The organism is Frigoribacterium sp. CFBP 8759 (assembly GCF_014841655.1).
GTDB lineage: Bacteria > Actinomycetota > Actinomycetes > Actinomycetales > Microbacteriaceae > Frigoribacterium.
The window spans coordinates 168,127-182,453 of sequence record NZ_JACYUH010000004.1 but is presented as its reverse complement, the minus strand read 5'-3'; the positions used below and the strand labels follow the sequence as shown (position 1 = coordinate 182,453).

Here is a 14,327-nt window from a genome sequence, read left to right as displayed (position 1 = left end):
GTCGACCGGCCGGGGTGGCCGCGGTCAGGGTGTCGAGGACGGCCGCCGACCCGGCGTTGCCCGGAGTCGACGTCGCACCGGGTGCGACGCTGTTGACGCGGACGCCGCGGGGGCCGAACTCGGCCGCCCAGGTGCGGGTCATCTGCTCGACGGCGGCCTTCGACGCGGTGTACATGGCGCCGAACGGCACCCCGACCCGGGTCATCCACGAGCCGATGTTGACGATCGAGCCGTCTCCACGGTCGGCCATGGCCGGGGCGAGGGCCCCGACGAGCACGTGCGGCGCCCGGACGTTCGTCGCCAGGATGGCGTCGAGGTCGGCGTCGTCGAGGGCGTCGGTCGGCATGGTCGGGTACACGCCGGCGTTGTTGACCAGGATGTCGACGCGGCCGCCGAGCACCTCGGTGGCCCGGGCGGCGAAGGCGCGGAGGTCGGCGTACGGGCCGGCGAGGTCGGCGGGCACGGCGTGGGCCGAGCCGCCTCGGGTGGTGATCGCGTCGACCACCCGCCGGGCCCGGGCGTCGTCGCGGCCGCTGACGACGACGGTGGCACCGGAGGCGGCGAGCACGCGGGCGATCGCCTCGCCGATGCCGCTGGTCGAGCCGGTCACGAGGGCGGTGCGACCGGCCAGGCGGTCGTCGGTGGGCAGGGACTCGAGGACTTCTTCATTGGACTGCATGGTCCATTGCTAGCACGGACTGGACCGTCGAGTCCAGTGTTCGTGGACCGAATGGTCCAATCGACGTAGGATCCCACCGTGGACGAGACGAAGATCACCGAGCGTGGGCGGCTCACCCGCCAGAGGATCATCGACGAGACCGGTCGGCAGATCCTCGCCGCGGGCATCGGCGGGACGACGCTCGACACGGTGCGGGCCGCGACGCTGACCAGCAAGAGCCAGCTGTTCCACTACTTCCCCGGCGGCAAGACCGAGCTGATCCACGAGGTCGCCCGGTGGGAGGGGCGTCAGCTGCTCGAGGCGCAGGAGCCCGAGATCCACGACCTCGGCACCTGGGAGTCCTGGGAGCGCTGGCGCGCCGCCCTGGTCGAGTACTACATCAGCCTCGGCCGCTGGGCCTGCCCGATCGGCACGCTCGCCGCCCAGGTCGCGGCCACGGACGCCGAGGTCGAGCGCAGCGTCAAGGCGAGCTGGGACGCCTGGCGCGAGCAGCTGGCCGCGGGCATCCGGCGGCTGCAGGCCTCGGGCTCGGTCGACGCCTCGGCCGATCCGGTGCGCGTCGCGACCGCGATCATCGCGGCGATCCAGGGGGGACTGCTGCTCAGCCAGTCGGAGCGGGCGGGCTGGCCGCTCGAGGCCGCACTCGACCACGCGCTCGGCCCGTTGCACACCGTCCGCCGCGACTGACGCGGGTCGTCCGCCGGACGTGCCCCGCGCCTCCTGCGCTGTCGCCCTCCTGCGCTGTCGCCCTTCGGCTCTGTCGCCCTAGCTCTAGGCGCCGAAGACGACCGCGCGCATCGCGTCCTCGCCGACCGCCGCGTCGCGGTACCGCTGCATCAGCGCGGCGTTGGCGTCGTACTGCGGCCCCTCGCGCACCTCGGCCTGGTGGTGCAGGGCGAAGACCATGCCCTCGTGCCGTCGCGGGGCCTCGCCGAGCAGGGTGGTGTGGGCGAGGTACCAGGCGGCGTCCTCGAAGCCCCAGCCCCGGAAGCGTTCGTCCTGCCCGCCGTGGCTGCGCCACGAGGAGGCGCGGGTCACGTAGACCCCCGAGCAGGCCCCGCGCACGAGCTCGAAGTCGCACCGCTCGAGGGGGGTGCCCGCGGCCGCCTGCGCGGTGCCGTCGCGTCCCAGCCAGTGGTACTCGGTGTAGGGCAGGTGCACCCGGCCGCTCGTGCGGGCAGCCTCGATCGCCGCGAGCAGGGGCTCGCGTTGCGGCAGGGTGTCGGCGTCGCCGATCACGGCGACCTCGTCGTCGGCCAGGCCGGCGACCCCCAGGTTGCGGCACTGGGCCAGGTTGAACACCGGGTCGGGGGAGTCGATCGTGCGGATCTCGGCCTCGGGCAGGGCGTCGGCGTACCAGTCGCGGACGACCTCGAACGCCGCGACGCGACTGGGTTGCGGACGCCAGGGGAGCACGACGGTGACCATCCCGCGAGCCTAGCGGCGTGCGCAGGGCCGCCCCGCGCCTCCCGCGCCGCCCCGCCGGCCAGGGCCCGCGAACCCCGTTTGCGAAGACGAACCCCGTTCTGTCGGGGGTCGACTTCGTGAACGGGGTTCGAAGCCGGGTGCATCGCCGTTCGATCGCACGCCGAGCAGGCCTCAGGAGGCGCGGGTCGCGTCCGCCGCACCCGGCAGCGTCAGCTCGAGTGCGTGGCCGCGCACGTGTGCCAGGGCCCGCTCGACGGCGCCCGTGGACACGACCGCGTCGCCCAACGTCGAGGCGACGACCTCGGGCGCGGCCCGGTGCGTGAACCGGCTGAGCCACGGTGTCGTCCGGTCGAGCAGCAGTCCGAGGGAGGGCGCCACGGCCCCGGCGACGACGATGCGGTCGACGTCGAGCATGCCGCTGAGCATGGCGCAGACGCGTCCGAACCGTTCGGCGGCCTTCTCGACCAGGCGCAGGGCGGTCGGGTCGCCGGCGTCCGCCGCGGCCAGCACGGCGGGGGCCTCGAGCTCGTCGAGCGGGATCGCCCGCAGCGGCGACGAGGCCGGCACGGTGCCGAGCTCGCGCGCGGCCCGGGCCCAGTCGCGCAGCAGGGCTCCGAGGCCGTCGGCCGATCCGACGCCCTCGACCAGGTCGAGGAGGCGCATCTCGCCCGCGGCACCGCGGCTGCCCCGCACGAGGGCTCCGTCGAGCACGAACCCGGCGCCGAACCGCTCGCCCGCCAGCAGGGTCACGAACGACGTGGCGGCGCCGGCACCACCACCGACCTCGCGGTCGGCACGGGATGCGGCCGCCGCTTCGGCCACGGCGGCCAGGTTGGCGTCGTTCTCGACGACGACGGCCCAGCCGCGCTCGGCGAAGAGCCCGGTGTAGTCGGGGTTCATCAGCACCCAGAAGTCGGCGCCGACCTCGATCGGCGACCGGCCCTCGGCGTCGGTCGGCGCGGGCACTCCGAGCGCCACGGCGAGCACGTCGGCGTCGCGCAGCGAGGCCTCGTCGAGGACGTCGTCGACCAGCCGTGAGACCGTCCGGCGGCGGTCGTCCGCCGTCCCGTCGGGGTCGATGCGCCGTGCGACGCGGGCCACGACGTCGCCGCGCAGGTCGGCCACGACGGCGGTCAGGTGGTGGCGGCCGGCGTCGACGCCGACGACGTGCCCGGCGGAACGGGCCAGGGCGTAGCGGCGCGCAGGGCGGCCCTTGCGGTACTCGCCGGTCGAGCGGGCGTCGGCGAGCGACACCATCCAGCCGTGGTCGATGAGGTCGTCGCAGACCCCGAGCACGGTGGACCGGGTGAGTCCGGTGAGGGCGATCAGGTCGCTCGCCGTGACGGCGTCGGCGGACCACGCGTGCCGCAGCACCTCGGCCGCGTTCATGCGGCGGAGCAGGCTCGGCGACGACACCCCGGTGCTCAGCGCCACCCGCGCCTCCTCGTGCTGTGGCCGGTGCCTCGCGACACGGCGGATCTTTTCGACGACGACCCATGGTGCCACGCCGCGAATTGATCTAGGGTCTAAATCTACACACCAGATCAACTCGGTCCCGACGCTGTCGTCGGGGTCGCGACCCGGGAGACGACGACGTGCCCACACCCCCACTGCCCTCCGGTGCCGGCCTCAGCCGACGCACCCTCCTCGGCGGGATCGGTGCCGCCGGGGCGGCGCTCCTCCTCGCCGGCTGCGCCCCGTCCGGCTCCGGCCGCGGGCGCACCGAGATCACCTTCTACGCGACCAAGCCCGAGGCGATCCCCTACTTCTCCGACCTCGTCTCGCGCTTCAACGAGTCGCAGTCGGCGGTCCGGGTGATCCACGACTCGACCTCGGGCATCTCGGCCGGCTTCGTCCGGGGCAACCCGCCCGACGTCGCGGCCTTCACGTACAACCTCGAGATGGCCCGCTTCATGGAGCGCGGGGCGCTGAGCGACCTGGGCGACCTGCCCGAGGCGCGCACGATCCGCCCCGAGGTGCAGGAGCTGGTCGACCAGTACGCGACGTACCCCGGCCGGACGAGCGTGCTGCCGTACTCGATCACCGCCGCGTCGGTGATCTACAACCAGCAGGTCTTCGCCGACCTGGGCGTCGAGGTGCCGACCACCTGGGACGAGTTCCTCGCGGCGTGCGACACCTTCACGGCGGCCGGCGTCACGCCGATCTACAGCACCTTCCGCGAACCGTGGACCGTCGCCCAGGGCCTGTTCGACTACACGACCGGCGGATCGCTCGACGTCGCGGCCTTCTACGAGAAGATGAACGCCGAGGGCACGAGCGTCGGCCAGGGCGGCTCGGTCTCGTTCGAGAAGGACTTCCGCGAACCCGTCGAGCGCATGGTGCAGCTCGGACGGCTGTCGAACGCCAACCGCAACAGCCGCGGGTACGGCGACGGCAACCTCGCCATGGCGCAGGGCGAGGCGGCGATGCTCATGCAGGGGCCGTGGGCACTCGGTGAGATCACCAAGGCGAACCCCGAGGCGAGGGTCGGCACGTTCCCCTTGCCGATGACCGACGACCCCGCCGACCGCAAGGTGCGGGTCAACCTCGACCTGGCCCTGTGGGTGCCCGAGCAGTCGCGCAAGCAGGACGCCGCCCGCGAGTTCCTGACCTACCTGATGCAGCCCGAGATCCAGGACGCCTACAACCGCGACTTCCTGGCGTTCGGCACCACGAGGTCGGCCCCCGCCGTGACCGACGAGCGCATCGTCGGCATGCAGGGCTACTACGACGACGCGCGGTTCTACCAGGGGGCGTCCAAGGCGATCCCGCTGACGATCCCCGCCGAGAACTACGTGCAGGGCATCGTCACGGGTGCCAGCGTCGAGGGCACCCTGCGCACCATGGACGCCGACTGGCGCCGTCTGGCACTCCGCGCATGAGCGCGATCGACGTCGCGGGCCGCACCACGGCCCCGGCCACCCCGACCACCGCCCGAGTCGAAGGAGACCCGATGGCCACCACCACCCCCACGGCCGCGCGAGGCGCCCGCACCTCGCTGAGCGGCAGCACGACCGGCAACCCGCGGCGCCGCGGCAGGCGCGTCGACCCGGTCTTCTACTTCTTCCTCGTGCCGACGCTCGTCCTCTTCTCGCTGGCGATCACCCTGCCGGCCGTGATGGGCGTGTTCTACAGCTTCACGAACTCGATCGGCTTCGGCGAGTTCGACATGGTCGGCGTCACCAACTACCTCGCGATGGCGACCGACCCGGCGATCCTCGGCTCGTACGGCTTCACGATGGGCTTCGCGCTGGTCACGGTGATCGCCGTCAACGTCATCGCCCTGCTGTTGGCGATCGGCCTGACCTCGCAGATCAAGGCGAAGACCGCGCTGCGGGCCGTCTTCGTGATCCCGATGGTCATCTCGGGCATCATCATCGCGTTCGTCTTCCAGTTCCTCTTCTCGAACTCGTTGCCGGCCCTCGGCGCCTCGCTCGGCGTCCCCGGGCTGCAGGACAGCATCCTCGCGAACGCCGACACCGCCTGGATCGGCATCGTCGTGGTGACCGCGTGGCAGGCGATCCCGAGCACGCTGCTGATCTACATCGCGGGCCTGCTCGCCATCCCCGGCGAGGTGTACGAGGCGAGCAGCCTCGACGGCGCCTCGGGCTGGAAGCAGCTGCGGTCGATCACGCTGCCGCTCGTCGCGGGTTACGTCCTGATCAACACGATCATCGGCTTCAAGAACTTCCTGAACTCGTACGACATCATCGTCGGCCTGACGAACGGCGGCCCCGGCACGTCGACCCGCAGCATCGCGATGACGATCTTCACGGGCTTCACCGGTGGCGACTACGCCTACCAGATGGCCAACGCGACCATCTTCTTCGTGATCGCCGTCGCGATCGCGCTCGTCCAACTCCGGATCACCCGCGGAAAGGCGGCCGTCTGATGGCGAACACCGCACTCGTCACCCCGGCCGCCTCGGCGGCCCCCACCCCAGGAGGCGCGGGTCGCGACGCCGACGCCGTCACCCGTCGTCGACGCGGTCGCGTCGGTCGGGAACGCCCGAACAGCCTCGTCACCGTGCTGCTGGTGCTCGGCACGATCACCGTGCTGATCCCGATCTACGTCACCGTCACGATGTCGCTCAAGACGTCGGCGCAGGCCGTCGACGGCAACGCGTTCAGCCTGCCGGCACCGATCGACTTCTCGAACTTCGCGACCGCCTGGCAGCTGACCGACTTCCCGCGGGCGTTCGGCATCTCGACCCTCGTCACGGCCGCGACCGTGGTCGGCACGGTCGTGCTCGCCTCGATGGCGTCGTACGCGATCTCGCGCAACTGGGACCGCAAGCTGTTCCGCTTCTCGTTCTTCTACCTGCTGGCCGCGATGTTCCTACCGTTCCCGGTCGTCGCGCTGTCGCAGATCAAGTTGACCGGCATCGTCGGCCTCGACAACCCCGCCGGCGTCGCGCTGCTGCACGTCATGTTCCAGCTGTCGTTCTCGATCCTGCTGTTCACGGCGTTCCTGCGGTCGTTGCCCGAAGAGCTGGAGGAGAGCGCGCGGCTCGACGGCGCCACCACCTGGCAGGTCTTCTGGCGCCTGGTCTTCCCGCTGCTCGCCCCGATGAGCGCCACGGTCGGCATCTTCGCCTTCCTGGCCTCGTGGAACGACTTCGCGATGCCGTCGCTGATCACCGCCGACCCGTCGCTGCAGACCCTGCCCGTGCTGCAACAGATCTTCCAGACGCAGTTCAGCAACGACTACAACGTCGCCTTCGCCTCGTACCTCATGGCGATGGCCCCGGCGATCGTCGTCTACCTCTTCACCCAGCGCTGGGTGATGGCGGGCGTGACGCAGGGCGCGATCAAGTAGGCGTCCGTCGGGGGCGCGGCCCGCGCCTCCTGACCCCCAGGCAACCCAACACCACCGAGAGGACCTCGCTCCACGATGACCGACACGCTCCGCACCGCACCCTCGACCGAGCTGCTGACCGACGACCCGACCTGGTGGCGCCAGGCGGCGGTCTACCAGATCTACCCCCGCAGCTTCGCCGACTCGAACGGCGACGGCATCGGCGACCTGCCCGGCATCACGGCGGCGGTGCCCTACCTGCAGCGGCTGGGCGTCGACGCGGTCTGGCTCAGCCCGTTCTATCCGTCGGCCCTGGCCGACGGTGGGTACGACGTCGACGACTACCGCGACGTCGACCCCAAGATCGGCACGCTGGCGCAGTTCGACGAGATGATCGACGCGCTGCACGCGGCCGGCATCCGCGTGATCGCCGACCTCGTGCCGAACCACTCGTCCGACCGACACGTCTGGTTCCGGGAGGCGCTGGCCGCCCCCGCGGGATCGCCCGCCCGGGCGCGCTACATCTTCCGCGACGGCCTCGGCGAGACCGGCGAGCTGCCGCCCTCGGACTGGACGTCGATCTTCGGCGGCCCGGCCTGGACCCGCGTCGCCGACGGCCAGTGGTACCTGCACTCGTTCGCGAGCGAGCAGCCCGACTGGGACTGGGACAACCCGGAGGTGCGCGAGGACTTCCTGACCACGCTGCGCTTCTGGTCGGACCGCGGCGTCGACGGCTTCCGGGTCGATGTGGCGCACGGGCTGGCGAAGAGCCTGCCCGACGTGCTGCCGTCCACGGCCGAGCTCGAGGCGCTGCCCAAGGCCGACGGCGACCACCCGCTCTGGGACCGCGATGAGGTGCACGAGATCTACGCCACGTGGCGTGAGGTCTTCGACGAGTACGACCCGCCGCGCATCGCCGTGGCCGAGGCCTGGGTCGAGCCGTCGCGCCGTGCCCGCTACGCCAGCGCCGAGGGCCTGGGCCAGGCGTTCAACTTCGACCTGCTCGAGGCCGACTTCGACGCCACGCAGTTCCACGACATCATCACGTACAACCTCGACGCCGCCGAGGCCTCGGGCTCGTCGACGACCTGGGTGTTCTCGAACCACGACGTCGTCCGTCACGCGACCCGGTACGGCCTGCCCGCCCTCGACGGTCGCGACGTCAAGCAGGGCGCCGAGTGGCTGCTCTCGGGCGGCACCTCGCCCGAGGTCGACGTCGAGACCGGCCTGCGTCGGGCCCGTGCCGCGTCGCTGTTCATGCTCGGCCTGCCCGGTTCCGCCTACGTCTACCAGGGTGAGGAGCTCGGGCTGCCCGAGGTCGCCGACATCCCCGCCGACGAGCGCCAGGACCCGTCGTTCTTCCGCAACCCCGGCGTCGACATCGGTCGGGACGGCTGTCGCGTGCCGCTGCCCTGGACCCGGTCTGGGCCGTCGTTCGGCTTCGGCGCGGGCGAGGCGCACCTGCCGCAGCCCACGTGGTTCGGTGAGTACTCGGTCGAGGCCGAGGAAGCCGACGCGACGTCGACGCTCGCGCTCTACCGGGCGGCCCTCGCCGCGCGGCGCGACCTGCAGACCGACGAGACGCTCGACTGGTTGCCCGTCGACGGCCGCGACGACGTGTTGCACCTCGTCCGCCCCGGCGGATGGCACGTGGTGTGCGTGTTCGGCACCGAGCCCGTCGACCTGGCCGCGCTCGGGCTGGGCTCGGGCGAGGTGCTGGTCGCGAGCGGGCCGTTGACGGATGCCGGGCAGCTGCCGGGCGAGACGGCGGCCTGGCTGCGCGGCTGACGGCGGCCGTCCCCGGGGTGGTGGCCCGCGCCTCCTGGGCGCCGAACGGGCGGGTTCGTGGTCGGCGGGCGTCCTCGGACGCCCGCCCGCCGCGAACCCCCCCGTTCCCGCGTACGGCGCCGCCGCCGGCCGGGAGGCGCGGGGCCGGTCAGGCGGGGACGTCGTCGCCGGCCGTGGAGCGGCGCTGCTCGACCTCGGCCTCGAGCTTCGCCAGGCGGGCGAGCCGCTCGTAGTGCTCGGCCTCGCGGTCGAGGTCGGCGAGTTGCTGCTCGGTGCTGCGGACGCGGTGGTCGAGTGTGCGGGCCGCGGCCTCGTGGTACCGGCTCTGGTCGCGGGGCCCGATCTGCTCGACGCGGCTGCCGTACTCGCGGCCCGCGGCGAACCAGACGATGCTGCCGATCAGCGGCAGGAACAGCACGATCATGATCCACAGGCCCTTGGGCAGGTGTCGCACGTCGCCTTCGGGACGCGTGACGATGTCGACGAGCGCCCCCACGATCAGCAGGAGGGGCAGGGCAGCCAGCACGAAGGTCACGGCCCGAGGGTAGGGGGTGCCGCCTGCCCGGCGTAAGCCCCGCGAGGAGGGGTGACCGCACCCCCGCCTGTGCCGCGTTCTGGGTGTGACGGGCCCTCCGGACGGTCGGTAGCGTCACCCGCATCACGGCAAGCGACCCCGGTCAGGAGGTGCGGTGCCGGTCGACCGCGAAGGGTGCAGCTCCTGAAAATTCGCCTCCACCCCTGGTCAGCGAGCGGCTCTGATCGTAAGGTGGGTCGGTCCGCCCCATCGAGGAGAACCGTGAGTCGACGCGCCGTCCGTCCCAGGAAGCGCTCATGACCGACCCCTCGAACACCCGCGAGACCGCGGAGCCGGCCGAGCCGACGTCGCCCGCCGAGCAGACGCCCGGTGCCGCCGTGCCGCTGACCCGCCGTGAGGCCCGCGCCCTCGAGCGCGCGGCTGCCGCCGCTGCCGCTGCCGCTGCCGCTGCCGACGCTGGTTCCGCTGCTCCCGCCTCCACGCCGTCGTCCGCTGCGACCGTCTCCGCACCGTCGTCCGCTGCGCCTCCTACTGCTCCGGTCGCTGCCGCCGCTCCTGCTGCTCCCGCCTCCGCACCGTCCTCCGTCGCTCCTGCGACCAGCCCGACGATGAACCCGGTTTCGAACGATGCACCCACGAGCAACCGGGTGCATGGTTCGGAAGTGGGTGCGACGGCCACCGAGGCGGCACCCGCGACCCGTGTCGCGCGCCGCCCGCGCCCCTCCGTGCCGGCCGTGCTCCGTCGGACCCGAGAGGCCGGCCGCCCGAACCCGAGCCCTCGGGCGACCCCCGGCCGTTCGCGGCTTCGGGCCGTCTCGTCGCGCGTCCGTGCGGCGACCTTGCCCGTGCTCGGCGTCTGCGCCGTCATGCTCTTCTTCACGTCGAACCTCACCCCCGCCTCGGCGAGCGACCTGGGTGGGTCGAACATCCCGACCGCCGGTGCCGCGCCGATGCCGACCCAGACCCTCGCGGCGTCGCTCGTGGTGCTGACCGTGTCCGACCGCGACGCCTTCGGGGTGACCGACGCGCCGCCGCCGCCTCCGCCGCCCGAGCCCGAGCCCGTCGTGACCTCGAAGAACGTCGCGGGGTCGACGAATTCGTACCGCGCCTCCTCGGGGGCCGGCACCATCGTCAACTCGGGCATCGGTGACATCCGCTGGCCGTTCCCGGGTTCGGTCGTCCTCAGCTCGGGCTTCGGTCCCCGTGCGGCTCCGTGCGCGGCGTGCTCGAGCATGCACATGGGCCTCGACATGACGCCCGGCGGCGGCACCCCCATCGGTGCCGCGGCCGCGGGCGTGGTGCGCACGTCTGGCATGCACGGCCAGTTCGGTCAGTACGCCGTGATCGACCACGTGATCGACGGTCAGCGCGTCAGCACCCTGTACGCGCACATGCAGATCGGTTCGAGCCCGCTGGTCGCCGGGCAGACCGTCCAGGTGGGCGAGCTGGTCGGCAAGGTCGGCCGCAGCGGTGTCGCGACCGGCGAGCACTTGCACTTCGAGGTGCTGCTCGGCGGCACGACGCAGGTCGACCCGAAGGCCTGGCTCGAGGCCAACGCCGGCCGCACGCTCTAGCCAACGGCGGCGCCTGACCGACCGGAACGCACGGCGCCTCCGCACGTCCAGTTCGTCGACACCGGTCCATCGGAACGGCCCGTCCTTTACGAACTCGCCCGCCCTCGCGTGCGTCGGCGCCCACCCCCTCGCCTCGGGCCCGGTGTCTCAGGACCCGTGCCTCAGACCGCGCGCTTCACGCAGCGAGCCTCAGGCCGCGCGACGCGCCTCGCGCCAGGCCTGCACCTCGGCGGTGAGCTCGGCCTTGCGGTCGGCGTCGGCGAACGATGCCTCGACCGAGTTCGTCGCCAGCAGGGCGAGCATGTCGTCGTCCAGCCCGAGCACGTCGCGCAGCGCCTCGTAGTTGTCGCCCACGTAGCCGCCGAAGTAGGCGGGGTCGTCGCTGTTGACCGTGACGAGCAGCCCGGCCTCGAGCATGCGGGGCAGCGGGTGCTCGGCCAGGTCGGACACCACCGCGAGCCGCAGGTTGGACAGCGGGCAGACGGTGAGCGGCACCCGGTCGGCGACGAGGCGGGCGACGAGGGCGTCGTCCTCGAGGCTGCGCACCCCGTGGTCGACGCGTTCGACGTGCAGCAGGTCGAGGGCGTCCGTGACGTACGACGGCGGCCCTTCTTCACCGGCGTGGGCGACGACGTGCAGCCCGAGCGCACGGGCGCGGTCGAAGACGCGGGCGAACGCGGCGGGCGGGAACCCCACCTCGGAGGAGTCGAGCCCCACCCCGATCAGGTCGGAGGCGCGGTGCGCGACGGACTCGAGGGTCGCGGCCGCGTCGCCCACCGGCAGGTGCCGCAGGAAGCAGAGGATGAGCCCGCCCGTGATGCCGAACCGCTCGCGCGCCTCGCCGAGCGCCTGGGTCAGCCCGTCGATGACCTCGTCGACGTCGACGTCGCGAGAGGTGTGCGCCTGGGGGTCGAAGAACATCTCGACGTGACGCAGCCCTTGGGCGTGGGCGCGTTCGAGGTAGGCCCAGGCGAGGTCGTGGAAGTCCTGTGCGGTCTGCAGCACGGCCGTGCACGCGTAGTAGAGGTCGAGGAACTCCTGCAGCGAGCCGAAGGAGTACGCCGCGCGCAGCTCGTCGACCGAGGCGAAGGGCAGGTCGACGTCGTTGCGGTCGGCGAGGGCGAAGACGAGCTCGGGTTCGAGCGTGCCCTCGACGTGCAGGTGCAGCTCGGCCGTGGGCGGCGTCGCGAGCACGGTGCCCGAGAGGGGCGAACCCGAGAAATCCGTACCCGAGGAGCTGGTGCCCGACAGGGGCGACCGAAGGTGGTCGCTGCTCGTCGGGGTCGTACCCCGGAGGGGCGTGCCGGGCGCGGGGGCCGCGGTCGTCGGGGAGGTGTCGATCGCCGTCATCGGGCCACCGTAGCGGCAGCGTGCCTCCCGACGAAGCCCCGTGCACGATCGTTCACCGTCCCGTCACCCGGCGACCGTCTGGGGACGAGACGAGGAGGCGCGGGGCGGCTCGACGAGGACGCCACCCGCGCCTCCTGCCCGGACGTCGAGGAGGCGCGGTGCGCGACGACCGAACACCGCGCCTCCTGCAGGTGGCTAGGCCGTCAGCACGACGGCGAGCGTCTCGGGCTGGTCGTGCCCGGTCCACGTGCCGGTGAGGACCTCGACCCCGTGGTCGCCGCTGTGGCCGCCGGTCGAGGCGAGGGCCCCGGCGTCGTGTCGACCGAGGACGCGGGCGACGACGATGCGGACCGCCGCGCCGGTGACGACCGTGCGGCCCTCGACCTGGTCGACGGTGAGGCGGTCGACGTCGGGCACGGGGGTGCCCGGGGTGCCGCTGCCGACGACGGTCGAGTTCGGCTCGCGGACCTGTCGTTCGCCGTCGACCTCGAACCAGGCCTCGGCCTGCGTGCCGCCGGTCAGCACGGCCGTCGCGAGGGCCGCGGCCCAGACCGGGTCGGCCGTGCCGTCGTAGACCCACCGCGTGCCGAGCACCGAGTGCTCGGTCGTCCCGACGAGGTGCGCGTCCGCGCCGGCCAGGGGAGCGTCGCGGTACGTGAGGGGCACCTGCAGCTGCACGCCGTCGGCGGTGGCGACGATGGTCGTCTCGACGCCGACCTCGCCCGCCGGGTCGTCGAAGCGGAAGGCGGCGACGCTGCGCAGGCCCTCGTCGTCGGCGCCCTCGGACCGGGGCGGGCCCTCGAACCACGGCTGGGTGGGCACCCAGGCGTCGAGCAGGTCGATCTTGGAGGGGCTCATGCCGGCCCGGTGCAGGTGTGCCATGCCGTCGATCGTAGGGCCGACCACCGTCACCGTCGATCCCCGCCACCCGCGCGACCCGACCGCGCCGGCGGCACGCCCCGACCCCGTCGGCGGCACGACCCAGACCGCGACCCGACCCCGCCAGTAACGCGACACCTGTCGTGCGTTCTCCAGCGGCCGGGCGTAGCCTGCGCCCCATGAAGGCACTCCAGTACACCCAGGTCGGTCAGCACCCCGAAGTCGTCGAGATCGAGAAGCCGTCACCCGGCCCCGGGCAGGTGCTGCTGAAGGTCACGGCGGCCGGTGTCTGCCACTCCGACGAGTACGTCATGAGCCTCGGTGAAGAGGACTACACCGCGCAGGGCTACCCGCTGCCGCTCACGCTCGGGCACGAGGGCGCCGGCATCGTGGCCGAGCTCGGCGAGGGCGTCGAGCACCTGCAGGTCGGTGACGCGGTCGCCGTCTACGGCCCGTGGGGCTGTGGGCGCTGCCACCAGTGCGCCCAGGGCAAGGAGAACTACTGCGTCAACGCCGCCGCCGAGGGCATCAAGCCTCCCGGGCTCGGCGCTCCCGGGTCGATGGCCGAGTACATGATCGTCGACGACCCCCGCCACCTGGTGCCGCTCGGCGACCTCGACCCGGTCGAGAACGTGTCGCTCACCGACGCCGGCCTCACGCCGTACCACGCGATCAAGACCTCGCTGCCGAAGCTCGGCGCCGGCACCTACGCCGTCGTCATCGGCACCGGAGGCCTCGGGCACGTCGGCATCCAGATCCTGCGGGCGCTCTCGGGTGCGCAGATCATCGCACTCGACGTGAGCGACGAGAAGCTCGAGCTGGCGAAGCACGTCGGTGCGCACCACACGGTGATCAGCGACGAGCACGCCGCGGACGCCATCCGCGAGATCACCGGGGGCCTCGGCGTCCAGGCCGTCTTCGACTTCGTCGGGGCGGGGCCGACGATGGCCACGGCCGTCGCGGTCGCCGCGGCGGACGCCGACGTGACCATCGTCGGCATCGGTGGCGGCACCGTCGAGCTCGGCTTCGGCGCGATCGCCTACGACGTCGCCGTGCGCATCCCCTACTGGGGCAGCCGCAGCGAACTGATCGAGGTCCTCGACCTCGCCCGGGCCGGCCAGGTCGAGGTCGCCACGCAGCGCTACTCGCTCGACGACGGCCCGAAGGCCTACGAGGCCCTCGCCGCCGGCACCGTCCGCGGCCGGGCCGTCATCGTCCCCTGACGGGACCACCCCGAGGAGGCGCGGTGCCGGATTCCGCGCACCGCGCCTCCTGCAGGTCGCAGCCGCCGACCGGC

At 72.7% G+C, this 14,327-nt stretch carries 13 protein-coding genes; 7 read left to right on the top strand and 6 right to left on the bottom strand.

The features are described from left to right. Positions 1-679 (bottom strand): SDR family NAD(P)-dependent oxidoreductase (locus tag IFT79_RS14650; RefSeq protein ID WP_192125034.1); only part of this gene is annotated, 679 nt, incomplete at its 3' end. A 78-nt stretch (positions 680-757) separates the two neighbouring features. Between IFT79_RS14650 and IFT79_RS17005 the strand changes: the two genes are divergently transcribed. Beyond that, positions 758-1,366, top strand: coding sequence for a TetR/AcrR family transcriptional regulator (locus IFT79_RS17005; protein WP_056044705.1), 609 nt, complete (start codon positions 758-760; stop codon positions 1,364-1,366). Positions 1,367-1,450: 84 nt separating this feature from the next. Here the strand turns inward: IFT79_RS17005 and IFT79_RS14640 are convergent, their stop codons facing one another. Together IFT79_RS14640 and IFT79_RS14635 are read right to left on the bottom strand one after the other, a co-directional pair. After that, the gene (locus IFT79_RS14640; protein ID WP_157489780.1) at positions 1,451-2,107 is read right to left on the bottom strand and encodes a hypothetical protein; all 657 of its coding nucleotides are present in this window, start codon (positions 2,105-2,107) and stop codon (positions 1,451-1,453) included. Between the two features lie 171 nt (positions 2,108-2,278). Further along, positions 2,279-3,541, bottom strand: coding sequence for an ROK family protein (locus IFT79_RS14635; RefSeq protein ID WP_192125032.1), 1,263 nt, complete (start codon positions 3,539-3,541; stop codon positions 2,279-2,281). Positions 3,542-3,702: 161 nt separating this feature from the next. Here IFT79_RS14635 and IFT79_RS14630 point away from each other — a divergent pair, with 161 nt between their 5' ends. From IFT79_RS14630 to IFT79_RS14615, 4 genes are all read left to right on the top strand, one after another. Beyond that, positions 3,703-4,989 carry an ABC transporter substrate-binding protein gene (locus tag IFT79_RS14630; protein WP_123570963.1) on the top strand — a complete coding sequence of 429 codons (1,287 nt, stop codon included), beginning with the start codon at positions 3,703-3,705 and terminating at the stop codon, positions 4,987-4,989. A 71-nt stretch (positions 4,990-5,060) separates the two neighbouring features. Beyond that, positions 5,061-5,999 carry a carbohydrate ABC transporter permease gene (locus IFT79_RS14625; protein WP_192125030.1) on the top strand — a complete coding sequence of 313 codons (939 nt, stop codon included), beginning with the start codon at positions 5,061-5,063 and terminating at the stop codon, positions 5,997-5,999. Further along, the gene (locus IFT79_RS14620; RefSeq protein WP_192125028.1) at positions 5,999-6,925 is read left to right on the top strand and encodes a carbohydrate ABC transporter permease; all 927 of its coding nucleotides are present in this window, start codon (positions 5,999-6,001) and stop codon (positions 6,923-6,925) included. Before IFT79_RS14625 ends, IFT79_RS14620 begins: the two co-directional genes overlap by 1 nt. A 75-nt stretch (positions 6,926-7,000) precedes the next feature. Continuing rightward, complete coding sequence (locus IFT79_RS14615) at positions 7,001-8,692, top strand: glycoside hydrolase family 13 protein (protein ID WP_192125026.1); 1,692 nt, start codon at positions 7,001-7,003, stop codon at positions 8,690-8,692. A 148-nt stretch (positions 8,693-8,840) separates the two neighbouring features. Here the strand turns inward: IFT79_RS14615 and IFT79_RS14610 are convergent, their stop codons facing one another. Next, positions 8,841-9,227 (bottom strand): PLD nuclease N-terminal domain-containing protein, encoded by a 387-nt coding sequence (locus tag IFT79_RS14610; protein ID WP_233568421.1) that lies wholly within the window; start codon positions 9,225-9,227, stop codon positions 8,841-8,843. Positions 9,228-9,523: 296 nt separating this feature from the next. Here IFT79_RS14610 and IFT79_RS14605 point away from each other — a divergent pair, with 296 nt between their 5' ends. Further along, positions 9,524-10,801 (top strand): M23 family metallopeptidase, encoded by a 1,278-nt coding sequence (locus IFT79_RS14605; protein ID WP_192125024.1) that lies wholly within the window; start codon positions 9,524-9,526, stop codon positions 10,799-10,801. A 189-nt stretch (positions 10,802-10,990) separates the two neighbouring features. On the opposite strand, the gene IFT79_RS14600 is transcribed toward IFT79_RS14605, so the two are convergent. Further along, positions 10,991-12,151: an adenosine deaminase gene (locus tag IFT79_RS14600; RefSeq protein WP_192125022.1), complete on the bottom strand. Its 1,161-nt coding sequence runs from the start codon at positions 12,149-12,151 to the stop codon at positions 10,991-10,993. 195 nt (positions 12,152-12,346) lie between these two features. Next, entirely contained in the window at positions 12,347-13,033 is a 687-nt protein-coding gene (locus IFT79_RS14595; RefSeq protein WP_192125020.1) for a CG0192-related protein, read from the bottom strand. 176 nt (positions 13,034-13,209) lie between these two features. On the opposite strand from IFT79_RS14595, the gene IFT79_RS14590 reads away from it, so the two are divergent. Further along, positions 13,210-14,253, top strand: coding sequence for an NAD(P)-dependent alcohol dehydrogenase (locus IFT79_RS14590; RefSeq protein WP_192125018.1), 1,044 nt, complete (start codon positions 13,210-13,212; stop codon positions 14,251-14,253). Positions 14,254-14,327 lie beyond the last annotated feature (74 nt).